Origin of the sequence: Arenivirga flava (assembly GCF_030161575.1) — a bacterium.
Classification (GTDB): domain Bacteria; phylum Actinomycetota; class Actinomycetes; order Actinomycetales; family Microbacteriaceae; genus Arenivirga; species Arenivirga flava.
This window is the reverse complement of record NZ_BSUL01000001.1, coordinates 211,077-234,297: the sequence shown is the minus strand read 5'-3', so window position 1 is coordinate 234,297 and position 23,221 is coordinate 211,077. Positions and strand designations below refer to the sequence as shown.

Genomic DNA, 23,221 nt, shown 5'->3' with positions numbered 1-23,221 from the left:
CCCGAGCGTCGTTAGGCTCGGCGCGTGAACGAGATCCTCGACGGCGTGATCGGCTTCGTGCAGGGCGTCGACCCCGTGCTGCGCACGATCGTCGCAGGGCTCGCGATCTTCCTCGAGACCTCGCTGCTCGTCGGACTCGTCGTGCCGGGCGACACCGTGGTCATCGTGGCGAGCACGGCGATCGCCTCGCCCGTCGAGTACTGGTGGCTCGTCGCCGTGGTCATCGCCGGCTCCCTCGGCGGGCAGAGCGTCGGCTTCGCCATCGGGCGCTGGTTCGGCCCGCGCATCCGCGCCAGCCGGCTCGGGCGCCGCATCGGCGGCGAGAACTGGGGTCGCGCCGAGCGTTTCGTGGCGCGCCGCGGCGGCATCGCGGTGTTCGCATCCCGCTTCCTGCCGGTCTTCCATGCGCTCACCCCGGTGACGGTGGGGATGAGCCCGATGCCCTATCGGCGCTTCATGACGTGGACCGTGCCGGCCTGCCTCGTGTGGGCCTTCGCCTACGCCTCCATCGGCTGGGCGGCCGCGGGCACCTACGAGGAGCTGAGCGACCGCATCCACGGCGCGGGCTACGTCTTCGTCGGCATCATCGCGGCGTTCCTCGTGCTCGCGTGGCTGCTCAAGATCCTGCTCGGCAGGCTCAGCGCGCGGCACATGCACGATGCAGCTGATGCGGACCCACAGGCACCCGAGGGCGGCTCGTCGCGCTGACGACGGCCGCCCTCGTCGCCCCGGTCAGGGGTGGAAGTGCGTGAAGTAACCCGTGAGCGTCGCGCCGGTGGTGCGGATCGCCTCGGCGCGCCGCTCCTCCGGCCCGCTGAAGGCCAGCGTCAGTCCCGCCTCGGCGATCTGCAGCGCGAAGCGCGAGCGGAAGCGCAGCTCGGGGCCGTCGGCCAGCCCCGATGCGGCCAGGAGCTCGGCGAGCTGCGCCCCCAGCGCATCGCCGCCCTGCGCCCGGTCACCCGTCAGGCCGAGATCGATCACGTCGCCGAAGCGGATGGAGCGGAACCCGGCCACCTCGGCGAAGCGCTGCTCGAGCAGCTCGAGCAGCGCGTCGAACACCGCCGACCAGTGCTGAGGTGCGCGCTCCGCGAAGCGCTCGGCCAGCGACGACTGGAACGACGCCAGATTGCGCCGCCCGAGCGCCTGCAGCACGGCCAGGCGATCCGGGAAGTACCGGTACACCGTGCCGATCGACGCCCCCGCGCGCTCGGCGATCATGGCCGTCGTCAAGCGCTCGTACCCGACCTCGTCGAGCACCTCCGCCGTCGCATCCAGCAGCGCCTTGAGCCTGGCGGCGCTGCGAGCCTGAACCGGCTCGTTCCTCAACGTTCTTGCAACCCCCGAGATCCCCGTTTCAAGACCCGGTACCACGTCGCTCCTTCTGCTGGATTCGATAGTTCGATGATCACACTACATGCGACCCCGTTCTGGGGCATGCCCCGTTCGGGGAGGGGCGCCCCGTGTCAGAATGGCCTCGATGACTCCTTCGAGCCGGACCCGCGGGGCCGCGGCGCCCATCCTGCATCGGGCGGCGCGCATCGAGGACCGCATTCACGGGTGGCGCGAAGCCTGGGCGCGGCGCGGGGGCAAGCTGCCCGTCGTCGTCCCGTACACCGGCTACGGCGACGGCCGCTGGGTGCGCGTGCTCTGCCGGGTACTGCTCGCGCGTCCGCAGCGCGACGAGCGACCCCGACCCTCCTCCATCCGCGGCTGGCGCAGCTTCACGAGCGTGCCGGTCGCCGGCGCCGAGGTCGTCGTGCGCATCGGCGAGGTCGAGCGCACCCTGATCGCCGACCGCGGCGGCGTCGTCGACGCGGTCGTCGACGCCGACCTGCCCCCGGGCTGGAACGACATCACGCTGAGCAGCGAGGGCTCCGAGCCGGTCGTCGCGCGGATCTTCGTCGTCGACCCGGCCACCCGGTTCGGCATCGTCAGCGACATCGACGACACGGTCATGGTCACCGCCCTGCCCCGCCCCTTCCTCGCGGCGTGGAACACCTTCGTGCTCGACGAGCACGCCCGCCGTCCCGTGCCGGGCGTCAACGTGCTCTACGACCGCCTGCAGCACGCGCACCCGGGCGCGCCCCTCGTCTACCTCTCCACCGGTGCCTGGAACGTCGCGCCGACGCTCGACCGCTTCCTCGGCCGCCACCTCTACCCGCCGGGCACCCTGCTGCTCACCGACTGGGGCCCCACTACCGACCGCTGGTTCCGCAGCGGCCAGGAGCACAAGCGCACGAGCCTCGCGCGACTCGCCGAGGAGTTCCCGCACGTGCGCTGGCTGCTCGTGGGCGACGACGGCCAGCACGACCCCGGGCTGTACGGGGAGTTCGCCGAGCAGCACCCCGAGAACGTGGCCGCGATCGCGATCCGGAACCTCTCGATCGGCGAGGCCGTGTGGGCGGGAGGACGCGCCCGACCGGACGAGCACGGCGACGGCGTGCCGTGGATCTCCGCGCCCGACGGGGCCGGCCTGGCCGAGCAGCTCGTCGAGATCGACCTGCTCGACCCTCGGGAGACCGCCTGAGCCGAGCGGATGAGAGTGCTCTCATCCGCACCGCATCCCATCGGACGCGCCGGGATACTGAGGTGATGTCCGACGAGCCCGCCACCCGACGGCCGCAGCGCCGTGCGTCGGTGCGGGTCCGCATCCTGGCATCGATCCTGGTGGTCACGGCGCTCGGCATGGCCATCGCCAGCGGCACCGCGTTCTTCGTGCAGCGCGAGGTGGAGCTGCAGGAGGTCGACGACCACCTCCGCACCACCGCGCAGCGCGTCGAGGGCATCGTCACGCGGATGCCCGTCGCCGATGCGGCAGGCGACTCCGCGGCCGAGCAGCCGCCCGCCGCCGAGTCGACGGTGAAGCTGCTCGAGTCGATCATGACCCGCATCCCGCCGCTGCAGCACGACGGCTCGATCGCGCTCGTCGACGCGGCGATCCGCTGGAAGCCGCCGACCGCACCCGACATCGACCTCAGCCGGGACGAGGACATGCTCGCGCGGATGCTCGTCGAGACCGAGGCCGACGGCGCGGTGATCGGCACGGTCGTCTCGCCGGAGCTCGGCTCGCTGCGCTACCTCGCGATGCGCGTCGGCGTGGAGGGCGACCCCGCGGTCGGCCTCTACGTCACCGCGGTCGACCTCGACGCCGAGCTCAACGACGTGGACACGGCGTTCACGATCTACGCCCTCATCTCGATCGGCGCGCTCGCCCTGATCGCCATCGTCGGCTGGTTCGTCTCCGGACGGCTGCTGCGCCCCATCCGACGACTCGAGCGCACGGCGGCGCGGATCACCGCCAGCGACCTCGGCGAGCGGATCCCGGTGGTCGGCAACGACGACGTCTCCGGGCTCACCCGGACCATGAACGGCATGTTCGACCGCCTCGACGGCGCGATGACCGCGCAGCGCCAGCTGCTCGACGACGTGCGGCACGAGCTGCGCACGCCGATCACCATCCTGCAGGGGCACCTGGAGCTGCTCGACCCGGAGCAGCCCGACGACGTGCGCGCGACCCGCGACCTCGCGCTCGACGAGCTCGATCGCATGGCCCGGCTCGTCAAGGACATCGAGGCCCTCGCCCGCGCCGACCACGCGGACCTGGCGCAGGTCGAGGAGGTCGACCTCGAGGAGCTCGGTGCGCAGGTGCTCGCCAAGGTCTCGGTGGTGCCGTGCCGGCAGTGGGCGCAGCAGCTGCGCGCCACCGGCAGCGCGCTGCTCGATCCGCACCGCATCACGCAGGCCTGGCTGCAGCTGGCCGACAACGCGGCCAAGTACTCCGACGAGTGCACCACCATCACCCTGGGCTCGCAGGTGCAGGGCGGCGAGCTGCACTGCTGGGTGCAGGACGAGGGCCAGGGCATCCCGCCGGAGGCCCGCGAGCGCATCTTCGAGCGCTTCGGCAGGGTGGATACCGGCCGCGGGGTGCGGGGCTCCGGGCTCGGCCTGCCGATCGTCGCGGCGATCGCCGCCTCGCACGGCGGCCGGGTCGAGCTCGAGAGCGTGCCCGGCCTGGGCTCGCGCTTCACGATCGTGGTGCCCGTCCGCACGGGTGCCGAGGAGAGGACCGAGGGATGACGAGCATCCTCATCGCCGAGGACGAGTCGCGCATCGCCGCGTTCGTCGACAAGGGGCTGCGCGCCGAAGGCTACTCGACGCGCACGGTCGGTCACGGCCTGGAGGCGCTCGAGCTCGCGCGCAGCGAGGCCTTCGACCTGCTGCTGCTGGACGTCGGCCTGCCGGGCATCGACGGGTTCGAGGTGCTGCGGCGGCTGCGGGCCGAGGGCAGCGACCTCGTCGTCATCATGCTGACGGCGCGCGACTCCGCGGCCGACACGGTGGCGGGGCTCGACGGCGGAGCGGCCGACTACGTGGCCAAGCCGTTCCGCTTCGACGAGCTGCTGGCCCGCATCCGCTCGCGTCTGCGCGACGCCGGCGGGCGCAGCGAGACCGCCCTGGAGCACGACGGGCTCAGTCTCGACCTGCGCACGCGCCGCGCCACCGTCGGCGATCTCAGCGTCGACCTCTCGGCGCGCGAGTTCGCGCTCGCCGAGGAGTTCCTGCGGCATCCCGAGCAGGTGCTCAGCCGCGAGCAGCTGCTCAGCCGCGTGTGGGGCTACGACTTCGACCCCGGCTCGAACGTGGTCGACGTCTACGTGCGCTACCTGCGCGGCAAGATCGGCAGCGAGCGGATCGAGACCGTCCGCGGCATGGGCTACCGGCTGCGCTGAGGCGCGCGGGCGCGAACGCGCGGACGCCCCGGCCGACGGAGGGGATGGCGTCGGTCGGGGCGTCCGCTCGGATGCGCCGGAGCGGATGGGCTCAGTCGGCGCTGGCCGGGGACGCCGCCGTGACGGGGCTGTCGGCCGAGACGTGCTGCGGCGCGGGGGCGGGCGCGGGCTGGGCCGGCGCCGGCTGGGCGGGCGCCGGCTGGGCTGGCGCCGGCTGGGCGGGCGCGGGCTCCGGCTCGACGACGGACGGCACCTGCGTCGCGGCCGGGTCGGTCGGCTCGGTCGTCGGCGAGGCGGAGGGTCCGCTCGCGCTCGCCGGCCGCTCCCCGGTCGCCGGGGTGCTCGCGCCGGCCGGCTGCACGCCCTCGAGGTCGAGTCGCTGGCCGGGCACGTCGTCGAAGCGCAGGGTGCTGGCCGTCGCGACGGCGCCCGTGCTGAAGATGCCGAGGCCGAGCACCGAGGCGCTGCCGACGGCGATCCACTGCTTCCTGTTCATGCGGGTTCTCCTGATGACGTCCAGATGGTGGGCGAGGTTCGGGTGACGGGGATGGTGCCCCGCTCGACCACCATCGTCACGGCGCCAGGTGAGCCGCGGAGGAGACCGGGATGAGAGGACTCTCATCCACGCGCAGCGCACCCTCCGCGTCCTCGATGAGCGCGAGCGCGCGCTCGTCGCCGTCGGCGCCGCCGAGCGCGGCGCTCAGGGCGTGCGCGAGCAGGTTCGCCGCGAGCACGGGTGCGAGCGCCCTCGGGTCGCGCTCCTGGCCAGGATGGCCTCGCCCAGCCGCACGGCCGACTCCGCCTCCGCACGGTCGTGGTCGCGATGCCAGTGCGCGAGCACGGCGAGGTGCGCCAGCAGCCCGCCGGTGTCGCTGCGCGGGTCGCCGAGCCCCGCGGTGTCGATGTCGATGAGCCCGACGATGCGGTCGGGATGGTCGCGGTCGACGAGCACCTGGTCGAGGTGCAGGTCGCGGTGCACGGTCGTGGGCGCGGGCTCCGGATGGCGGGCGAGCGACCGCTCGAGGCGCGCGAAGACCGCCTCGACGCGCGCTGCACGGGCCGGCAGCGCCTCGCAGAGCGCGTCGCGGTACCAGTCGCGGCGTTCCACGGCGCCGGGCCGCGCGGCTTCGACCCAGGGCACCCGCTCCACGAGCCGGCGCAGACCGTCGAGCTCGTCGATGAACGCGTCGCTGCCGCAGACCCGGTCGATGACGCTGGCCGCGGGCGCCCCCGGCAGCGCCTCGAGCAGCAGCAGGCCGTCGCGACTCCACGCCAGCACCCGGGGCACCGGCACCCCGGCCCCGAGGAAGGCCTCGTGCAGCGCCGCGATGTGCGAGGCGAGCTCCGGCTGCACGATCTTGAGGTAACCGCGATCGCGGCCGCCCTCCGCCACCCTGACGACGGCGCGCTTGCCGGGTCGGTACGAGAGCACCTCGAGCGCGGGCGTTCCCGGCAGCGGGGCGCCGAGCCGGGCCAGGAGCACCGCCGCGGCCTCGGGCACGGTCGCGGCGGGCAGTGCGGGCAGGTACGGGTCCTGCGGGTAGACCCAGGCGCGCACGGGCGGGCCGCCCTCGGGGCGCTGCAGCAGGCGGACGCGGTCGGTGTCGACGGGCCGCTCGCCGGTGTCGAGGAAGACGAGCGCGGTCTCGGTGCCGCCGCCCTCGAGGTCCAGGTCGACGTCGAAGCCCATGAGCCGGCCGCCGCCGGAGGCCTCCACGCGGTTCAGCCGCCACTCGCGCAGCGAGCGTCCGCTGCCCGCGAGCGCCGCATCGAGAGCGGACCGCGGCTGCGCGAGGAGCTCCGCATCGCTGTCCATCCACCCAGTCAACACCAGCTCGGGCGCGCGGGCCATGAGGGAGTCCTCACGCGGCGGGTCGCACCGCTCCCCCGCACTGGGGTGCGCCCGAGGGGTTCGCCCGGCAGCCCCCGCTGCTAGGTTCGGGGAGCTTACCCGAGCCGCATCCCGCCCAGGATGCCTCCGTGTTCCCCGACACGGCCCACGCCGATGCGCGAGTACCCGCTCCGCACCGGTCCCACCCCGCGCGTCCACCCGGCCGCGCAGCGTTCCATACCCGAAACGGAACACCGCATGAAGCGATTCGCCCTCCCCGCGGCAGCCCTCGCGCTGCTCGCCGGCACCGCCTTCGCCAGCACGGCGGCCGCCCTGCCCGCCGAGCAGGCGCCAGCTCCCGCGGCGGAGCACTCGCTCGTCTCCGGCGGCGCGGCCGTCGACGGCGAGCTGCCCACGCTCCCGCTCGACGACTGACGCGGCTCGCCTCACGCCTCCAGCGAGGCGCGCAGCAGCAGCACCCTGAGCACCGCCAGGTCGAGCGCTGCGGGATCGATCCGGCCGCCGACCTCGTCCACGACCCCCGCGACGAGCGCCGGCACATCGACGCCGGCAGCAGCCGGGTCGGCGGGCATCGCGTAGAGCAGCAGCCCGGCACCCGCTGCGAGCGCCCGCACCGCGTTCTCCGTCGGATCGGCGAACTCGGCGTCGCCGCTCGCCTGCAGCATGAGCAGGTCGTCGGTGACGATCAGGCCGGAGAAGCCGAGCTCCTCGCGCAGCAGGTCGTGCCAGACCGGCGAGAGGCTCGCCGGGGCCGCGTCGACCGCGGGGAAGCGCAGGTGGCCGGTCATGACCGCCTCCGCACCCGCGTCCACGCCCGCGGCGAACGGCAGGGCCGCATCCGCTCGCCAGCCGTCCAGATCGAGCGGCGAGACGGGCACGCTCACGTGCGAGTCGCCCGACACGACGCCGTGGCCGGGGAAGTGCTTGAGCGTGCTGAGCACCGTGCCGCGCTCGCCCTCGACGGCCGCGGCCACCAGCGGTGCCGCCTGCGCGCCCGTATCGCCGAGCACGCGCGAGCGGATGAACGAGGACTCGTCGGCCGTCGCGTCGGCCACGATGCCGAAGTTGAGGTCGACGCCGGCCGTCTCGAGCGCCGCCGCGCGTCGCAGGGACGACTCGCGCACGTCGGCGGCCGCTCCCCGCGCAGCTCGGCCGGTGCCCGCCCGGGGTCGGGCCGCAGGCGGGCGACCGGGCCGCCCTCCTGGTCGATGGCGACGATCGGCGGCAGGCCGTCGGCCGGGCGGATGCGCTCGGTCATCGCCGCGAGGCCCGGCGCGCCGCCCTCGGGCACGTTGTCGCCCATGAGCATGACGCCGGCGAGCCCCTGGGCGTCGATCGCGGCGGTGATCGCCGCGGGGTCGGTGCCCGGCACGTGGAAGACGAGGAGCGAGCGCACCTTCTCCTCGGTCGTCATCGCGGCGAGCCGTTCGGCGGCGTCCAGGGCGCGGCCGTCCTCCGGCAGCCCCAGCTCGGGGCCGCCAGCGGCCGGAGCCCCGGCGGCCGGAGCGCCCGCCAGCAGCGCCGCCGCGGCGACGAGCGCAGCGGCGGCGCGCCTCACAGCCGCCCCAAGGCCGTCACGCGCACCACGGCGACGCCCTGCTCGTCGCTCTCGGCCAGGTCGACCTCGGCGCTGAAGCCCCAGTCGCGGTCGCCCGCGGGGTCGTCGATGACCTGTCGGGCGGTCCAGCGGTCGCGGCCCTCCTCCAGGAGCAGCAGGCCGGGGCCGCGCGCGGCCGGTCCGTCCGGCACCGCCGCGTCGTACTCCCCTCGTAGTCGTCGAGGAAGCGGTCCCAGGCGTCGGCGTCGAAGCCGTCGGCCCCGTCGAGGGCGCCGAGCGCGTCCACGTCGCCGCGCGACAGCAGGATGACCCTGCGGAAGAGCTCGTTGCGCACGAGCACGCGGAAGGCGCGCACGTTGCCGGTGACGCCGCGGGCGCTCGGCGGCGCGGCCTCCTGCTGCTGCGCCGCTGCCTCGGTCGGGTTCGCGAGCTGCTCCCATTCGTCGAGCAGGCTCGAGTCGACCTGGCGCACCAGCTCGCCGAGCCAGTCGATGAGCTCGTGCAGCGGCTCGGTCTTCGCGTCCTCCGGGATCGTCTGCCGCATGGTGCGGTAGGCGTCGGAGAGGTAGCGCAGCACGAGGCCCTCGGAGCGGGCGAGCTGGTAGTACTGCACGTACTGGGAGAAGTTCATGGCCCGCTCGACCATGTCGCGCACGACGCTCTTGGGGCTGATCGCGTAGTCGCCGACCCACGGCTGCACGGACTTGAACTCCTCGTAGGCCGCCGTCAGCAGCTCGTCGAGGGGCTTCGGGTGGGTGACCTCGTCGAGCAGCGCCATGCGCTCCTCGTACTCGATGCCCTCGGCCTTCATCGCCGCGACGGCTTCGCCGCGGGCCTTGAACTCCTGCTGGCTCAGGACCGCGCGCGGGTCGTCGAGGGTCGCCTCGACGATCGAGATCATGTCGAGCGCGTAAGTCGAGCTCTCCGGGTCGAGCAGCTCGAAGGCGGCGTAGGCGAGCGGCGAGAGCGGCTGGTTGAGCGCGAAGTTCGGCTGCAGGTCGACGGTGAGGCGGATGGAGGTGCCGCCCGAGCCGTCCGGCACCTGCTCCACGACGCCCGCGGCCCGCAGCGAGCGGTAGAGCTCGAGCGCGCGGCGGGCCAGGGCCAGCTGCCTCCGGCGCGGCTCGTGGTTGCCCTCGACGATCGTGCGCACGTTCGCGACGACGTCGCCGCCGCGGCCGATGATGTTCAGCAGCATCGCGTGCGAGATGGTCATCCGGCTCGTCAGCGCCTCGGGCTCGGCCCCCTGCAGCTTCTCGAAGGTCGCCTCGCTCCACGACACGAACCCCTCGGGGGCCTTCTTCCGCTGCACCCGCTTGAGCTTCTTGGGGTCGTCACCCGCCTTCGCCACCAGGCGGGCGTTCTCCACCTCGTGATCGGGCGCCTGCGCCACCACCGTGCCCGCGGTGTCGAAGCCGGCGCGGCCGGCGCGCCCCGCGATCTGATGGAACTCGCGGGCGTTCAGGCGGCGCATCCGCTGCCCGTCGAACTTCGTGAGCGCCGTGAAGAGCACGGTGCGGATGGGCACGTTGATGCCCACGCCCAGCGTGTCGGTGCCGCAGATCACCCGCAGCAGGCCCTGCTGCGCGAGCTGCTCGACGAGGCGGCGGTACTTCGGCAGCATGCCGGCGTGGTGCACGCCGATGCCGGCGCGCAGCAGCTTGCCGAGGATCTGCCCGAAGCCGGGCCCGAAGCGGAAGCCGGCGATGGCCTCGCCGATGCGATCGCGCTGCTCGCGGCTGGCCACCCTGGCGCTGAGGAGCGCCTGGGCCCGCTCGACGGCCGCCGCCTGCGCGAAGTGCACGACGTAGACGGGCGCCTCGCGGGTCTCGAGCAGCTCCTCGACCGTCTCGTGCACGGGGGTGAGCGCCCAGCGGAAGTGCAGCGGCACGGGACGGTCGACGCCGGTGACGAGGGTGACGCCCCGGCCGGTGCGGCGCTCGAGGTCCTCGCGCAGCCACGTGACGTCGCCGAGCGTCGCCGAGAGCAGCAGGAACTGGCTGCGCTCGAGCACGAGCAGCGGCACCTGCCAGGCCCAGCCGCGCTCGGGCTCGCCGTAGAAGTGGAACTCGTCCATGATCACAAGGTCGGCCGGCGCGTCCGGTCCCTGGCGCAGCGCCAGGTTGGCGAGGATCTCCGCGGTGCAGCAGAGGATCGGCGCGTCCGCGTTCACCGCGCTGTCGCCGGTTATCATGCCGACGTTCTCGGCGCCGAAGAGCTCGACGAGGGCGAAGAACTTCTCGCTCACGAGCGCCTTGATCGGCGCGGTGTAGACGCTGCGGCGCCCTCGGCGAGCGCCGCGAGGTGCGCGGCGGCGGCCACCAGCGACTTGCCGGTGCCGGTGGGGGTGCTCAGCACCACGTGCTCGCCGCTGACGAGCGCGAGCACGGCCTCCTCCTGCGCCGGGTAGAGGGGCATGCCGCGACCGGCGCTCCACGCGATGAAGCCGTCGAGCACCGCCTCCGCGTCGCCCGCCCCGGCGGCGATGCCGGCCAGGGGCGCCGTCGTCGCGTTCACGCCGGTTCCCCGGCTGCGATCTCGACGAGCGGATCGAGGAGGCCGGCGGTCACGAGCTCGCGCACCTGCTCCGCGAGCTCCGCGGCGAGCGCTGCGGGGTCCGCCTCGAGCAGGGCGGCGATGGCGGCCGTGAGCTGACCGAGCGCGAGCTCGCCGTCGCTCGCGCCGACGAGCGCGGCGAGGCCGGTCCCGGCCTCGATCGTGCGGGCGAAGCCGCCGCCCTGGCGCAGCAGGAGCACGGTCGGGTCGGGCTCGCCCGGCCAGTAGTGCCGCTCCTCCGTGACGTCCACCGCCCGGGCGAAGCGGATGCGCAGCAGCGCCGCGTCGTCGAGTCCGACGATCGCCGCGCGGGCGGCCAGGCGCGCGTGCAGGTGCTCGCCGAGGCCGGCCGGGGTGTCGCCGAGCGCGCCGGTGAGCCGCTCGGAGCGCGCGAGTCCCGGGTCGGCGGTGAGCAGCATGTAGCCGAAGCCCACGCCGAGCACGCCGCGGGCCTCGAAGTCGTCGAGCCACGCATCGAGCAGCGATGCGAACGCGGGCGTGCCGGGGCGGGTCCCGCCGTCGCGAATCCAGGTCTCGGCGTAGAGGGCCGGGTCCTGCCGCTCCCGCTCGACGATCCAGTGCCCGAGGCCAGCCTCGCGGGCCCAGCCGGCCGCGCGGTCGAGGCCGTCGGCGCCCCAGCGGTGCTCCCAGTTGCCGAGCAGCTGCGCGACGCCGCCGGGTGCGAGCACGCCGGCGATGCCGCGCACGACCTCCTCGACCAGCGCGTCGCCGACGCGGCCGCCGTCGCGGTACTCGTAGGCGGGCACCCCGTCGACGCGCGGGGTGATGACGAAGGGCGGGTTGGAGACGACGAGGTCGAAGCGCTCGCCCGCGACCGGATCGAGGAGGTCGCCGTGACGGAACTCGATCGTGACCACCCCGTTGAGCCGCGCGTTGAGCTCGGCGAGGCGCAGCGCGCGGTGCGAGATGTCCGTGGCGACCACGCGGTCGGCGTGCCGTGCCGCGTGCAGCGCCTGGATGCCGCATCCGGTGCCCAGGTCCAGCGCTGCGGCGAAGCGTCCACCGTCGGGGCGGGCCGGCGGGATGAGGCCGCTGAGCGTCAGCGTCGCCCCGCCGATGCCGAGCACGTGGTCCTCGGGCAGGGGCTCGCCGCCGCGCATCCGCTCGCCGAGATCGGAGAGCAGCCACCAGTGGCCCTCGCCGTGCCGGTCGCGGAAGGCGTAGGGCTGCAGGTCGAGCGCCGCGGCGGCGCTGCCGTCCGCGACGCGCAGCAGTCCGAGCTCGACGGCGCCGTCGATGCCGAGCGCCGGCAGCGCGGCGGCGGCGTCGGCCGCGGGCACCGGGTCGCCGAGCAGGAACAGGGCGGCGAGGGTGGTACGGGGACTGCGCTCGAGGCGTCCGAGGGCCCGGCGGGCGCTGCTCGGGTGGCCGCGGCGCAGCGCGTCGGCGGCCGCGTCGGGCCAGAGGCCGTCGAGCTGCTGCACCGTGAATCCGGCGTCGGTGAGGTCGGAGCGGAGGCGGTCGATCGGCGCGGTGGGCATCGCCCCCATTCAACCGCATCCGCTCGCCCCGCCCCTGATCGCCGGGCCATCGGCCCGCGGGGAGACGCGCCCGCGACGCTACGATGACCGGGATGGACGATCCCCTGCTCGTGGCCGCGCTCGTCACCGAGGTGCTCGGCTGGGCGGGTGCGAGCATCGGCGTGCTCCTGTTCCTCATGGGACTGCTGCTCGGCGGGGCGCTGAGCCGCTGGGCCACGGCCGAGGGCGTCGTCGTCGACGCGCCGGAGCACGACGCCGAGGAGCACGGGCCGATGCTGCGCTGGCTCGACGAGGACGGCGGGATCCGCGACGACCACGACCCGCACGGCATCGATCGCGGTCTCGAGCCCGGCGACGCCGTGACGGTGCACTACCGGCCGGCTCGGCCGGAGCGCGGTCGCCTGGTGCATCCGCGGGTGCTGTGGCGCCCGATGCGCCGGCTGGGGCTCGTGCTGCTGGGGTTCGGCGCGCTCAGCTCCGTCGCGTCGTTCTTCCTGGGCCTGCCGGCCTGAGCCCCTCCCGGGCCTGCGGGCCTGACCCGGCACCCTCAGGCTCCCGCGCCGGGCGGGCCGTAAGCTTCGGCCAGGTCGCGCCCTCCGCCGACCGGAACCGTCCCGAGAGAGCCCGTCCCGCATGCGCCGTCGCCCCGCCGCCATCCTGCTCGCGCTGATCGCCGTCGGTGCGCTGAGCGCGTGCACCGACGCCGCGCCCGAGCCGACCGTCTCGAGCTCCCCTCCGCCGAGGTCATCGAGCCGGGCAGCCGCGAGCCCGAGGGCGCCGTCGCCGTCGAGGGCGTCATCGACGACGACACGATGGAGCACGTCGTCACGGCGACCCGCATCGTGCGCGACGCGACCATCCCGGGCGCCGAGGACCTCGGCCAGGGCGGCGAGATCGTGCTCGTCGAGCTCAGCCTCACCGGCGGCGCCGTCTACCGCACCTCCGTGACGCCGGCGATGCTCTCCTTCGCGAACCCGCCCGCGGCCACCGGTGTGCAGGACCCGGACGACCTCTCCGCGCCGATCGGCGTGCAGCTGCCGGAGGCGGATGCGGCGATGGTCGCCGCCGGCTACGTCGTGCTGCCCGCGGAGGGCGCGGGCGTGGAGCAGACCGTGACCGGATGGACGGCGTTCCGCATCGGCGCCCCGGAGGGCGCCACCGCGGAGCCCGTCGACCCGACCGACCCCGCAGCCGCCGTGCTGCGCTACACCCGGCCGCCCCTGCTCGGCGTGGACGACAACCCCATCGAGTCCGAGGCCTGGGAGGTCGAGCTCACCGCACCCGAGGCCGCGGAGTAGCCCTCAGGCCCTCGTGCGCCTCGGGTTCTCGATGCCGACCGCCGAGACGACCGCGCCGACGGCCAGCAGCGCCGCCGTCGCCAGCGCGGTGCGCCGGAACCCGTCCGCGTCGAACACCTCGGCGCCGGCGATCACGCCGAGCAGCGCCACGGTGATCAGCCCCGCCACCCGGGCGACCGCGTTGTTCACCGCCGAGACGATGCCGGAGCGCCCGGCCGGGGCCCCGCCGAGCACCGCCGCCGTCAGCGGCGTCACCGTGAGCCCGAGACCGATGCCGAAGAGCACCAGCCCCGGCAGCAGGCCGAGCCAGTAGTCCGGGCGCTCCCCCGCACCGGTCATGAGCAGGAAGCCGGCCGCCGCGAGGGCGGGACCGCCGGCCATGAACCAGCGCGGCCCGTAGCGCCCGTGCAGGCGCCCGGCGACGGGGGCCAGCGCGATGTTGAGCACCGTCACCGGCAGGATCGCGAGCCCGGCGAGCGTGGCCGACCAGCCGCCGACCTCCTGCAGGTAGAGCGCCACGATGAGCGTGCCGATGCCGAGCGCGCCGTAGACGAACAGCGTGGCGAGGTTGCCGGCCGCGACGTTGCGGCTGCGGAACAGCTCGAGCGGCACCATCGGCTGCGCGGCCGTCGCCTGCCGCACGACGAAGCCGACCAGCGCGAGCACGCCGACGACCAGCGGGATCAGGACGAGCGGATGCGTCCACCCGAGCGAGCCCTGCTCGATGAGCGCCACCACCGTCGCGCCCAGGCCCACCGCTCCGAGGACGGCGCCGGCCCAGTCGATGCGGACGCCCCGCATCCGCTCCTCCGCCGCGTCGAGGCGCCGCAGGCGGGCGAGCGCGAGCAGCGTCGCCGCGATCGGCAGCACGTTGACGGCGAAGGCCCAGCGCCACGAGCCGAGGTCGACGAAGAGCCCGCCGAGCAGCGGCCCGGCGATGAAGGCGCCACTGGTCCAGGCGGTCCACTGCCCGATCGCGGCCGCCTGCGCGGGCCCCGAGAACGTCTGCGTGATGAGGGCGAGCGAGCTCGGCACGAGCAGCGCACCGGCCACGCCCTGCAGCACCCTGCCCGCGACGAGCAGCTCGATGGACGGCGCGACGGCGATGAGCACGCTGGCCGCGCCGAACCCCCAGAGGCCCAGCGCGAGCACCCTGCGGCGGCCCAGCAGGTCGCTGAGCGAGCCGGCGAGCAGGATGAGGGCGCTGAGGCTGAGCAGGTAGCCATCGATGACCCACTGCTGGGCCGCGAGCCCGCCGCCGAGCTCCTCCCGGATGGCCGGCAGGGCCACCGAGACGATGCTGCCGTCGAGGAAGGCGACGAAGGAGCCGAGCACGGCGATGACGAGCACGAGGCGCTGCACGGAGGTCACGGGGCGACGATAGACCCGCGATGAACGACGATGCAGATCGTCATCCGCCGGCTGCCCCTTGCGCACGAACGCTCAACCGCTAGGCTGAGCGCACCGAGCCCGGTCTCGGGGAGCCGTGTGATCGTGCAGTTCACGGGGGATCTCCACGAAGCCGGTTCCGCTTTCAAGGCGGGGTCCATTGCACACGGACCCCACGAGGACCTCTCTCCAGCAGCCGCCGTTTTCCCCTCCGCCCTGGCCCCTCCGTGCCGCGCCGCGATCATCGCAGCGCCCGAGCCGCCGGGCGGCACCCAGTCAGACCGACCCGACACACAACCTCGCCAACCGCGCCTCGCGGGCGGCACGACAGTAAGGAACACAGCATGACCACCGGAATCGTCAAGTGGTTCAACGCCGAAAAGGGCTTCGGATTCATCGCTCCGGACGACGGCGGCGCCGACGTCTTCGCCCACTACTCGGCCATCGACTCGCGCGGCTACCGCTCGCTCGAGGAGAACCAGAAGGTCGAGTTCGACATCAACCAGGGCCCGAAGGGCCCGCAGGCGGAGAACATCCGCCCGCTCTGAACGCAGAGCGGTTGATCGTCTGATCACCACGAAGGGCCCTGCCGGCCGGACCGCGACGTCCACTCGGCGGGGCCCTTCGGCGTTCCCGGGAATCGCACCGGACGGCACGACGTTGGCCACCACCATGACCTCGCTCTTCGCACCCATCCGCCTGCGCGGACTCGAGCTCGCCAACCGACTCTGGGCGCCGCCGATGTGCCAGTACTCGGCCGGGCCGGACGGCGTGCCGACGGACTGGCACCTCGTGCACCTCGGCGGGCTCGCGACGGGAGGCGCCGGACTGGTCATCGCCGAGGCCACCGCGGTCTCGCCCGAGGGCCGCATCTCCCCCGCCGACGTCGGGCTCTGGCGCGGCGAGCAGGTCGCGGCCTGGCGGCGCATCACCGCCTTCGCGCACACCCAGGGTGCCTCGATCGCGGTGCAGCTCGCCCACGCCGGCCGCAAGGCGTCGACCGCACCGCCGCACCTCGGCCGCGGCAGCGTGCCGCACGAGGACGGCGGCTGGCCGACCGTCGCGCCCTCGCCGCTCGCCTTCGGGCGCTACGACGCACCGGACGCACTCGATGAGGCGGGCATCCGCTCGGTCGTCGACGACTTCGCGCGGGCGGCGCGCCACGCGGTCGACGCGGGCTTCGACGCGGTCGAGGTGCACGCGGCGCACGGCTACCTGCTGCACCAGTTCCTCTCCCCCGCTCGAACCACCGCGAGGACGGATGGGGCGGCTCCTTCGAGGCGCGCGCCCGCCTGACGCTCGAGGTGGTCGACGCGGTGCGTGCGGCCGTGCCGGAGTCGATGCCGGTGCTCGTGCGCCTGTCGGCCACCGACTGGGTGGAGGGCGGATGGGATCTGCCGCAGACCGTGCGCCTCGCGCGCCTGCTCGAGCAGCGCGGCGTGGACCTGCTGGACGTCTCGACGGGCGGCCTCGACCCGGAGCAGTCCATCGCGCTCGGGCCGGGGTACCAGGTGCCGTTCGCGCACGCGGTGCGCGAGGCGGTCTCCATCCCCGTGGCCGCGGTCGGCCTGATCGACACCGCCGCGCAGGCGCAGTCCGTGCTCGACGACGGCTCGGCCGACGTGGTGCTGCTCGGCCGCCAGCTGCTGCGCGAGCCGAGCTTCCCGCGCCGCGCGGCCGCCGAGCTCGGCGCCGAGCACGCCTGGCCGGTGCCGTACCTGCGCGCGCGGGGCTGAGGCGCATGTGCGGGCGCTTCGCGATCGACGGCGACATGAACGAGCTGCTCGAGGCCTTCGTCGCCGAGCACGGCATCGAGGCGCTCGCCGACTGGCCGGCGACCCTCAGCATCGCTCCCACCGACGAGATCCCGATCGTGCGCGACCGCGTCGCCGAAGGCGGCCTGCGCCGCGAGATCGCGCTGGCGCGCTGGGGGCTGCGCACGGCGTGGAAGAAGGGTCCCGCGCGTCCGCTCATCAACGCGCGCCTCGAGACCGCGGCCGAGAAGCCGACCTTCCGCAGGGCCTTCGCCGAGCGCCGCTGCGTCGTGCCGATGAGCGGCTACTTCGAGTGGCTCGAGGAGGACGGCGGCAAGCAGCCGTACTGGGTGCACGGCGACGGGCTGCTCGTCGCCGCGGCGATCGCGGAGCACGTGCGGCAGGACGACGGCTCGTGGCTGCTCACGGCGGCCGTGCTCACCTGCGAGGCCGTCGACGGCGCGGGCGCGGTGCACGAGCGCATGCCCGTCTTCCTGACGGCGGATGCGCGGGAGGCCTGGCTCGCACCCGGCCGTCTCGAGGACGCCGCCGCCATGACCGGTCTGATCGGCGCGAGCGCGGTGGAGGTCGCCGCGGGCATCACGAGCCATGCCGTGGACCGGCGGATCAACCGGGTCGCCGACCCGTCCATCCGTCACGATCCGCGCGTGCTGGATCCCATCCGCTGAGTCCTCCTCCACAGACTTGGCATGTCGGAGGCTTTCGACATACTCTTCCTGCATTCGAACATTCGTTCGAACATCCGTCCCGCAGGAGGCCGCCATGACCACGCTCATCGAACCCGACATCGTCGCCCTGTGGCTCGTCGACGAGGTGCCGGTGCGGCTCGTGTGGCGCGGCGAGCGCTGGAGGGCCAGCGACGTGCCGACGCGCATCGGATCGCGCCCCGAGGACCTCTGGCACCCCGCGCTCACGCATCCCGTCGAGCCCTGGACGGGATGGCGGCTGCAGGCCACCAGCGCGCGCGGCGAGACGCTGATGTTCGAGGTGCGCCAGGCCGGCGACGGGGCCTGGCACCTGCTGCGCGCCTTCGACTGAGCAGGCGCTCAGCGCCGTGCGGCCAGGAACCGCTCCAGCTCGGCGGCGAAGCGCTCCGGCTGCCGCACGTTCCATTCGTGCCCGACGCCGGGGACGATCCGCAGCTCGGCACCGCCGATGCCGCTCGCGAGCTGCCGAGCGGCGCCGAGGTTCGCGGGCAGCAGTGCGCGCACGGCGTTCCGGGACTCCGGGCCCTGCCCGAGCCCGTGCAGCAGCACGATGCCGACCCTCCCCTCGCTCATCCGCCGAGCGCCTCCGCTGCGGATGCAGCCCGCTGTCGCAGCCCGGCGATGATCGTGTCGACCCCGAACAGGAAGTCCCCCTCGCTCGCCTCGAGCGGCACCGTCCGGCCCTCGAGCGCGCCCAGCCGGTCGTAGTGCGAGCGCTGCTGCTCCAGCGACACGTGCCCGAGCACGAAGTGCAGCATGGTCGCCGCCGCGCTCGCGACCGTCGCGGGGTCGAACGGGCCGCCCTCGAACGCGCCGCGCAGTCGCCGGTGCGCGGGATTCTCGCCGAGGCCCAGCGCGAGCGAGCTGGAGACGATCTCGGCGCTGTCCCGGTAGGCCAGCAGCGCACCGCGGAGGGCGAGGGCCTCCTGCCGGACGCGCTCGTCCCATCCCGCCGTGGACTGCTCGGCGGCACCGCGATGCACGATGCGATCGGCGAGCTCCGCGAGCAGGGTCTGCTTGTTCGGATAGTGCCAGTACAGCGCGCTCGGCTGCACCCCGAGATCGGCGGCGAGGCGGCGCATGGTCAGGTCGGGCAGACCCAGTTCGTCGAGGATGCGCAGGGCCGCGCGGGCCACCTCCCCCTCGACAGCCTCGGGCTCTGCATCCCACCGATGCTACCTGGGCACGCGTCGGCAGCCGCCCTGCTACCCTCCTGAACACCGTTCACTGAACGCCGTTCACCGAACACCCCTCAGGAAGGCTCCCCCGTGTCCGCTCACACTCTCGCAGCCCGCCCGCCGCTCTACCTCGCCGACCTGTGGCGGGCCGGCATCGTACGCGATGCCGTCCTGGTCGCCGGTGGCACCGCGTTCATCACCCTCAGCGCCTTCGTCGTCCTCCCCTGCCCTTCACCCCGGTGCCGATCGCGCTGTCCACGCTCGCGGTGCTCGTCACCGGCGCCTCCCTCGGCCCGCTGCGCGGCGCGCTCAGCGCGGCGCTGTACCTCGGGCTCGGCGCATTCGGCGCACCGATCTTCGCCAACGGCCAGTCCGGCGTCGGCTTCCCGACCTTCGGCTACGTCGTCGGCTTCGTCGTCGCCGCCTTCGTCGCCGGCCAGCTCGCCCGCCGCGGGGCGGACCGGCGCGTCGTGTCGACGCTCGCCCTCGGCGCCCTCGGCAGCCTCGTGCTCTACGCCTGCGGCGTGCCGTGGCTGGCCCTTTCGCTCGGCGTCGACCTGGGCGAGGCCCTGGCGCTCGGCGTGTACCCGTTCCTCATCGGCGACGCCCTCAAGGTGCTCGCGCTGGCCGCGCTGCTGCCCTCGGCATGGCGGCTGGTCGGCAGGATCGAGGCGAGCACCGACGGGGGCGGACGTTGACGGACTACCGCGCACTCGCCCGGGAGATCGATGACGGCGCGATCCTCGACGACGCCTCCGCGGCCGTCGCGATCCTCCGAGCACCCGACTCGGAGCTGCTCGATCTGGTCGCCGCAGCCGGCGCGCTCCGGCGCAAGCACTTCGGCAACCGCGTGAAGCTGAACTACCTGGTGAACCTCAAGTCGGGTCTGTGCCAGGAGAACTGCTCCTACTGCTCCCAGGCGCTCGGAGCGACGGCGCCGATCCTGCGGTACAGCTGGCTGGAACCGGCGGAGGCGGTCCGCCAGGCCGAGGCGGGCATCGGCGGCGGGGCGGCCCGGGTGTGCCTGGTCGCCAGCGGCCGCGGTCCGATGCGCCGCGACATCGAGCGCGTCTCGGCCATCGCCTCCGAGCTCAAGCAGCAGCACCCGGATGTGGAGCTGTGCGCCTGCCTCGGCCTGCTGCGCGAGGGGCAGGCCGAGCGGCTGGCCGAAGCCGGCATCGACGCCTACAACCACAACATCAACACGGCCGAGTCGCTCCACGACGAGATCGTCACCACGCACCGCTACGAGGACCGGGTTGCGACGATCGCGAAGGCGAAGCAGGCCGGCGTCTCGCCGTGCAGCGGCCTCATCGTGGGGATGGGGGAAACGGATGAGCAGATCGTCGAGGCGCTCTTCGCGCTCAGGGCGCTCGGCTCGGAATCCATCCCGATCAACTTCCTCGTGCCCTTCGACGGCACGCCGATGGAGGGGCGCTGGGACCTGACCCCGGCGCAGTGCCTGCGGATCGTGGCGCTCGCCCGCCTCGTCTGCCCGAGTACGGAGATCCGACTGGCCGGCGGCCGCGAACTGCACCTGCGCAGCCTGCAGGGCCTCGCCCTGCACGTGGCCAACTCGATCTTCCTCGGCGACTACCTCACCGCGGAGGGCCAGGCCGCCTCCGCCGACCTCGAGCTCATCCGGGACAACGGTTTCGTCGCAGAGCAGCGGGAGCCGCGGGAGGAGCGGGAGGAGCGGGCGCACTCGACCCCGCCCCACACGCGGCGTCGCGGCGCGGGCACCGCGCTGACGCCGAACGCCTGAGCCGGGACGCCGGCACAACGCAGAAGAGCCGCCCTGCCGGGCGGCTCTTCTGGGTGATGGTGGACCTGAGGGGATTCGAACCCCTGACCCCCTGCATGCCATGCAGGTGCGCTACCAACTGCGCCACAGGCCCTCACGTGCTGCGTTCCGACCTCTCGGCCGTTCCGGCAACTCGACAAGCGTACTACAGAATCCGGGCGCCGATGACCACCTCCGACGTCCGTGCATCCGGCTTGGCTAAGCTGACCCCCAGGCGAGGGAGGGAGCTCACATGGAGGAACCGCGTGCACCGAGGCACCGCATCGATCCGAGAGCCCGCTGGTACTGGTTGATCAACGGTGCCCTGGGATTCGTGATGACCATGGCGGTGCTCATCGTGCCGGCCGTCGTCTGGGAGCCCATCCGCTTCTGGTTCCTGCTGGCCGCCGCGGTGCTGGGCACGATCGAGCTGGTCGTCGTGCTGGTCTCGCCGTTCGTGCGCTACCGGGTGCACCGCTGGGAGGCCAGCGGCACGGCCGTCTACGCGAAGAGCGGATGGATCAGCCGCGAGTGGAGCGTCGCCCCGCTCTCGCGCATCCAGTCGGTCAAGGCCAAGCGGAACCCGCTGCACCAGCTGCTGGGGCTCGCGCAGGTGAAGGTGACCACCGCCTCCGCCTACGGCGACATCGTCATCGAGGGCCTCGACCACGAGCTGGCCGAGCGCCTCGTCGCCGAGCTCACCGAGGCGACCGAGCACACCGTGGGCGACGCGACGTGAGCGAGCAGGCCGCTCCCCGGGCTCCCTCGAGGAGGTCGCCGCCGAGGACCCGACGCCCTGGCGCCGGCTCTCGCTGCGCATGGTGCCGGCTGCGCTCATCCGCGCGGTGCTCGGCCTCATCCCGGCAGCCCTCGCGTACTTCCTGCTCGGCGACACCGGCACCGGCTCGCTGATCGCGCTCGGCATCGGCGCGCTCAGCCTGCTCGGCCCCGTCGGCTACGTGCTGCGCTACCTGCGTTTCCGCTACCGCATCGTCGCCGGCGAGCTGCAGGTGACCGCGGGCATCGCGGTGCGCACCGTGCAGCGGATCCCGCTGCACCGCATCCGCACCGTCGACATCTCGGCGAAGCCGGTGCTGCGCATCTTCTCGCTCGCGCTGCTGACGATCGGCACCGGGCAGCAGGTCGAGAGCGGGGCCGGCGCGCTGACGCTCGACGCGATCCGAGCGCACGAGGCCGCGCAGCTGCGCGCGGAGCTGCTCGCCGGAGCCCGACGGGCCGCCGAGGCCCGCGGCGAGGCCGTCCCACCGTCCGCCGAGGCGACGCAGGACGAACTCTCCACCGGACGAGCGGATGCGCTCGCGGGCGGAGCCGACGCTCCCGATGCGGACTCGGTGGCGGTCGGAGCGGACGGCCCCGCCCAGGCCGTCGAACAGCAGGCGGAGCGCACCGTGCTCCGGATGGACTGGGGCTGGCTGCGCTTCCGCCTGCTGAGCACCTGGACGCTCCTCGTGCCGACCGTGCTGCTCGGCTCCGCCTTCCAGTTCGGCCCGCTCGTCGGCATCGACCCCGACACGTGGTTCGACTGGTTCTTCGGAGCGGTCATCGGCTCCGTGCCGCCCGTCGTCTGGGTGGGCGCGCTCGTTCTCGCCGTGCTGCTCATCGGCGCGATCGGCGGCTCGCTGCAGTTCGTCGAGGCGTGGTGGGGCTACCGGCTCGTGCACGAGCCCGAGGGGCGCTACCTCGTGCGCCGCGGCCTGCTCACGACCCGGTCGCTGACCATCGACCCCGAGCGGCTGCGGGGCGTCACGCTGTCGGAGGCGCTGACCACGCGGCTGCTGCGGGGCGCGACCCTCGCCCCCGTGGTGACCGGCATCAGCGCTGCGCAGCAGATGAGCGAGTCGGGCGCGATGACGCCGACGACCACCCGCACCGCCTCCGCCGCACTCGCCCGGGAGCTGCTCGACGAGGACGTGCTGGCCCCGGAACGGCTGGCGCCGGGCTGGCTCGAGGCGCATCCGGCGTCCGCACGACGTCGCATCGTCGTGCGCTACCAGCTCCGGAACCTGCTGCTCGCGGCGGCGCTCGGAGCCGCCTGGTGGTTCTGGCAGTGGACCCCGTGGCTGCTGCTCGCGCCCGCGGTGCTCGCCGTGCTGCTCGTCCCCGCCGCGATCGCGAACGGGCGGACGCTCGGGCACCGCATCCAGGACGGCTCGCTGACCGCGCGCCGCGGTTTCTTCTGGCGGCGCACCGACGTCGTGCAGCTGCGCGGCATCAGCGGCGCCCACGTGAAGCAGTCGATGCTGCAGCGCAGGCTCGGTCTGGCCTCCGTCGTCGCCACCACGGGCGCCGGCGAGAAGCACTACACGGTCGTCGACGTCGATCTCGGCACGGCGGCGCGGCTCGCCACCGTGCTGGGCGGGCCGCAGTTCGCGGAGGACCCGGAACGGTACCTCGTCACAGACCACGACGCCGCGGCCCGCTGAACGCGGCGACGCCCCGTCCCGCGTGCTGCGGGCTGGGGCGTCGCCTCGAAGGCCGGCTACTCGGAGGCGCTGCCCGCGCGCTCCGGCAGCTCGATCGGGAGGACCGGGCAGTCCTTCCAGAGGCGCTCGAGGGAGTAGTAGGTGCGCTCCTCCTCGTGGAACACGTGGATCACGATGTCGCCGAAGTCGAGCAGCACCCAGCGGCCCTCGGAGCGGCCCTCGCGGCGCAGGGGCTTGTGACCCGCGGCGATCAGCTTGTCCTCGATCTCGCCGGCGATCGAGAGCACGTTGCGCTCGTTGCGGCCGGTGACGAGCAGGAAGACGTCGGTCAGGGGCAGGGGCCCCGAGACGTCGAGGGCGACGAGGTCGTCGCCCTGCTTCTCGTCGGCGGCGAGTGCGGCGATCTGCAGCTGCTCGAGGGCGTTGGCGGAGGCGGTCATGGAATCCTT

Annotated in this window: 24 protein-coding genes, 1 tRNA gene and 2 pseudogenes; 15 read left to right on the top strand and 12 right to left on the bottom strand. The window is 73.9% G+C overall.

Features of this window, described 5'->3' with window-relative positions:
• Nucleotides 1–24 precede the first annotated feature (24 nt).
• Complete coding sequence (locus QQK26_RS01215; protein WP_284229215.1) at nucleotides 25–708, top strand: DedA family protein; 684 nt, start codon at nucleotides 25–27, stop codon at nucleotides 706–708.
• Nucleotides 709–732: 24 nt separating this feature from the next.
• Here QQK26_RS01215 and QQK26_RS01210 read toward each other — a convergent pair whose 3' ends face one another.
• Nucleotides 733–1,326 (bottom strand): TetR/AcrR family transcriptional regulator, encoded by a 594-nt coding sequence (locus QQK26_RS01210; RefSeq protein ID WP_284229208.1) that lies wholly within the window; start codon nucleotides 1,324–1,326, stop codon nucleotides 733–735.
• 151 nt (nucleotides 1,327–1,477) lie between these two features.
• Here QQK26_RS01210 and QQK26_RS01205 point away from each other — a divergent pair, with 151 nt between their 5' ends.
• The 3 genes from QQK26_RS01205 to QQK26_RS01195 all read left to right on the top strand — a co-directional run bounded on the left by QQK26_RS01205 (nucleotide 1,478) and on the right by QQK26_RS01195 (nucleotide 4,730).
• Nucleotides 1,478–2,527, top strand: coding sequence for an App1 family protein phosphatidate phosphatase (locus QQK26_RS01205; protein WP_284229206.1), 1,050 nt, complete (start codon nucleotides 1,478–1,480; stop codon nucleotides 2,525–2,527).
• A 65-nt stretch (nucleotides 2,528–2,592) separates the two neighbouring features.
• Nucleotides 2,593–4,077, top strand: coding sequence for a sensor histidine kinase (locus QQK26_RS01200; protein ID WP_284229203.1), 1,485 nt, complete (start codon nucleotides 2,593–2,595; stop codon nucleotides 4,075–4,077).
• Nucleotides 4,074–4,730, top strand: a complete 657-nt coding sequence (locus QQK26_RS01195) for a response regulator transcription factor (protein ID WP_284229201.1) — start codon at nucleotides 4,074–4,076, stop codon at nucleotides 4,728–4,730. The genes QQK26_RS01200 and QQK26_RS01195 overlap by 4 nt, the downstream gene beginning before the upstream one ends.
• A gap of 91 nt (nucleotides 4,731–4,821) precedes the next feature.
• Here the strand turns inward: QQK26_RS01195 and QQK26_RS01190 are convergent, their stop codons facing one another.
• The 3 genes from QQK26_RS01190 to QQK26_RS01180 form a co-directional block, all read right to left on the bottom strand.
• Nucleotides 4,822–5,226 carry a hypothetical protein gene (locus tag QQK26_RS01190; protein ID WP_284229199.1) on the bottom strand — a complete coding sequence of 135 codons (405 nt, stop codon included), beginning with the start codon at nucleotides 5,224–5,226 and terminating at the stop codon, nucleotides 4,822–4,824.
• 76 nt (nucleotides 5,227–5,302) lie between these two features.
• Complete coding sequence (locus QQK26_RS01185) at nucleotides 5,303–5,464, bottom strand: hypothetical protein (protein ID WP_284229197.1); 162 nt, start codon at nucleotides 5,462–5,464, stop codon at nucleotides 5,303–5,305.
• Nucleotides 5,431–6,582, bottom strand: a complete 1,152-nt coding sequence (locus QQK26_RS01180) for a phosphotransferase family protein (protein WP_284229195.1) — start codon at nucleotides 6,580–6,582, stop codon at nucleotides 5,431–5,433. Before QQK26_RS01180 ends, QQK26_RS01185 begins: the two co-directional genes overlap by 34 nt.
• A gap of 237 nt (nucleotides 6,583–6,819) precedes the next feature.
• Here QQK26_RS01180 and QQK26_RS01175 point away from each other — a divergent pair, with 237 nt between their 5' ends.
• Nucleotides 6,820–6,996: a hypothetical protein gene (locus QQK26_RS01175; RefSeq protein ID WP_284229193.1), complete on the top strand. Its 177-nt coding sequence runs from the start codon at nucleotides 6,820–6,822 to the stop codon at nucleotides 6,994–6,996.
• A gap of 11 nt (nucleotides 6,997–7,007) precedes the next feature.
• Here QQK26_RS01175 and QQK26_RS01170 read toward each other — a convergent pair whose 3' ends face one another.
• From QQK26_RS01170 to QQK26_RS01160, 3 genes and pseudogenes are all read right to left on the bottom strand, one after another.
• The gene (locus tag QQK26_RS01170; protein ID WP_284229191.1) at nucleotides 7,008–7,706 is read right to left on the bottom strand and encodes a glycoside hydrolase family 3 N-terminal domain-containing protein; all 699 of its coding nucleotides are present in this window, start codon (nucleotides 7,704–7,706) and stop codon (nucleotides 7,008–7,010) included.
• Between the two features lie 430 nt (nucleotides 7,707–8,136).
• Nucleotides 8,137–10,657 (bottom strand): annotated as a pseudogene (locus QQK26_RS01165) (DEAD/DEAH box helicase).
• A complete protein-coding gene (locus tag QQK26_RS01160) occupies nucleotides 10,654–12,198 on the bottom strand; it encodes a DUF7059 domain-containing protein (protein WP_284229189.1) in 1,545 nt (514 codons plus the stop codon). The pseudogene QQK26_RS01165 and the gene QQK26_RS01160 overlap by 4 nt, the downstream one beginning before the upstream one ends.
• 92 nt (nucleotides 12,199–12,290) lie before the next feature.
• On the opposite strand from QQK26_RS01160, the gene QQK26_RS01155 reads away from it, so the two are divergent.
• Both QQK26_RS01155 and QQK26_RS01150 read left to right on the top strand, forming a co-directional pair.
• Complete coding sequence (locus QQK26_RS01155) at nucleotides 12,291–12,710, top strand: DUF3592 domain-containing protein (protein WP_284229187.1); 420 nt, start codon at nucleotides 12,291–12,293, stop codon at nucleotides 12,708–12,710.
• Nucleotides 12,711–12,890: 180 nt separating this feature from the next.
• A complete protein-coding gene (locus tag QQK26_RS01150) occupies nucleotides 12,891–13,496 on the top strand; it encodes a hypothetical protein (RefSeq protein WP_284229185.1) in 606 nt (201 codons plus the stop codon).
• A gap of 3 nt (nucleotides 13,497–13,499) precedes the next feature.
• Here the strand turns inward: QQK26_RS01150 and QQK26_RS01145 are convergent, their stop codons facing one another.
• The gene (locus QQK26_RS01145; protein WP_284229183.1) at nucleotides 13,500–14,867 is read right to left on the bottom strand and encodes an MFS transporter; all 1,368 of its coding nucleotides are present in this window, start codon (nucleotides 14,865–14,867) and stop codon (nucleotides 13,500–13,502) included.
• A gap of 362 nt (nucleotides 14,868–15,229) precedes the next feature.
• On the opposite strand from QQK26_RS01145, the gene QQK26_RS01140 reads away from it, so the two are divergent.
• The 4 genes and pseudogenes from QQK26_RS01140 to QQK26_RS01125 all read left to right on the top strand — a co-directional run bounded on the left by QQK26_RS01140 (nucleotide 15,230) and on the right by QQK26_RS01125 (nucleotide 17,698).
• A complete protein-coding gene (locus QQK26_RS01140) occupies nucleotides 15,230–15,433 on the top strand; it encodes a cold-shock protein (protein ID WP_284229181.1) in 204 nt (67 codons plus the stop codon).
• 124 nt (nucleotides 15,434–15,557) lie between these two features.
• Nucleotides 15,558–16,621 (top strand): annotated as a pseudogene (locus QQK26_RS01135) (NADH:flavin oxidoreductase/NADH oxidase).
• 5 nt (nucleotides 16,622–16,626) lie between these two features.
• On the top strand, nucleotides 16,627–17,328 hold the full coding sequence (locus QQK26_RS01130) for an SOS response-associated peptidase (RefSeq protein WP_284229179.1): 702 nt from the start codon (nucleotides 16,627–16,629) through the stop codon (nucleotides 17,326–17,328).
• Nucleotides 17,329–17,422: 94 nt separating this feature from the next.
• A complete protein-coding gene (locus tag QQK26_RS01125; RefSeq protein ID WP_284229177.1) occupies nucleotides 17,423–17,698 on the top strand; it encodes a hypothetical protein in 276 nt (91 codons plus the stop codon).
• Between the two features lie 8 nt (nucleotides 17,699–17,706).
• Here the strand turns inward: QQK26_RS01125 and QQK26_RS01120 are convergent, their stop codons facing one another.
• Together QQK26_RS01120 and QQK26_RS01115 are read right to left on the bottom strand one after the other, a co-directional pair.
• Nucleotides 17,707–17,940, bottom strand: a complete 234-nt coding sequence (locus QQK26_RS01120; RefSeq protein ID WP_284229175.1) for an alpha/beta fold hydrolase — start codon at nucleotides 17,938–17,940, stop codon at nucleotides 17,707–17,709.
• The gene (locus QQK26_RS01115; RefSeq protein WP_431308023.1) at nucleotides 17,937–18,449 is read right to left on the bottom strand and encodes a TetR/AcrR family transcriptional regulator C-terminal domain-containing protein; all 513 of its coding nucleotides are present in this window, start codon (nucleotides 18,447–18,449) and stop codon (nucleotides 17,937–17,939) included. Before QQK26_RS01115 ends, QQK26_RS01120 begins: the two co-directional genes overlap by 4 nt.
• Nucleotides 18,450–18,685: 236 nt before the next feature.
• On the opposite strand from QQK26_RS01115, the gene QQK26_RS01110 reads away from it, so the two are divergent.
• Together QQK26_RS01110 and bioB are read left to right on the top strand one after the other, a co-directional pair.
• A complete protein-coding gene (locus tag QQK26_RS01110) occupies nucleotides 18,686–19,243 on the top strand; it encodes a biotin transporter BioY (RefSeq protein WP_488798485.1) in 558 nt (185 codons plus the stop codon).
• Complete coding sequence (bioB, locus tag QQK26_RS01105; RefSeq protein ID WP_431307972.1) at nucleotides 19,240–20,310, top strand: biotin synthase BioB; 1,071 nt, start codon at nucleotides 19,240–19,242, stop codon at nucleotides 20,308–20,310. Before QQK26_RS01110 ends, bioB begins: the two co-directional genes overlap by 4 nt.
• 57 nt (nucleotides 20,311–20,367) lie before the next feature.
• Here the strand turns inward: bioB and QQK26_RS01100 are convergent.
• Nucleotides 20,368–20,443 (bottom strand) — tRNA-Ala (locus tag QQK26_RS01100).
• 138 nt (nucleotides 20,444–20,581) lie between these two features.
• On the opposite strand from QQK26_RS01100, the gene QQK26_RS01095 reads away from it, so the two are divergent.
• Together QQK26_RS01095 and QQK26_RS01090 are read left to right on the top strand one after the other, a co-directional pair.
• Entirely contained in the window at nucleotides 20,582–21,067 is a 486-nt protein-coding gene (locus QQK26_RS01095; protein WP_284229169.1) for a PH domain-containing protein, read from the top strand.
• A gap of 79 nt (nucleotides 21,068–21,146) precedes the next feature.
• On the top strand, nucleotides 21,147–22,772 hold the full coding sequence (locus QQK26_RS01090) for a PH domain-containing protein (protein WP_284229167.1): 1,626 nt from the start codon (nucleotides 21,147–21,149) through the stop codon (nucleotides 22,770–22,772).
• Nucleotides 22,773–22,828: 56 nt separating this feature from the next.
• Here the strand turns inward: QQK26_RS01090 and rsfS are convergent, their stop codons facing one another.
• Nucleotides 22,829–23,212 carry a ribosome silencing factor gene (gene rsfS, locus QQK26_RS01085; protein ID WP_284229165.1) on the bottom strand — a complete coding sequence of 128 codons (384 nt, stop codon included), beginning with the start codon at nucleotides 23,210–23,212 and terminating at the stop codon, nucleotides 22,829–22,831.
• Between the last annotated feature and the right edge of the window lie 9 nt (nucleotides 23,213–23,221).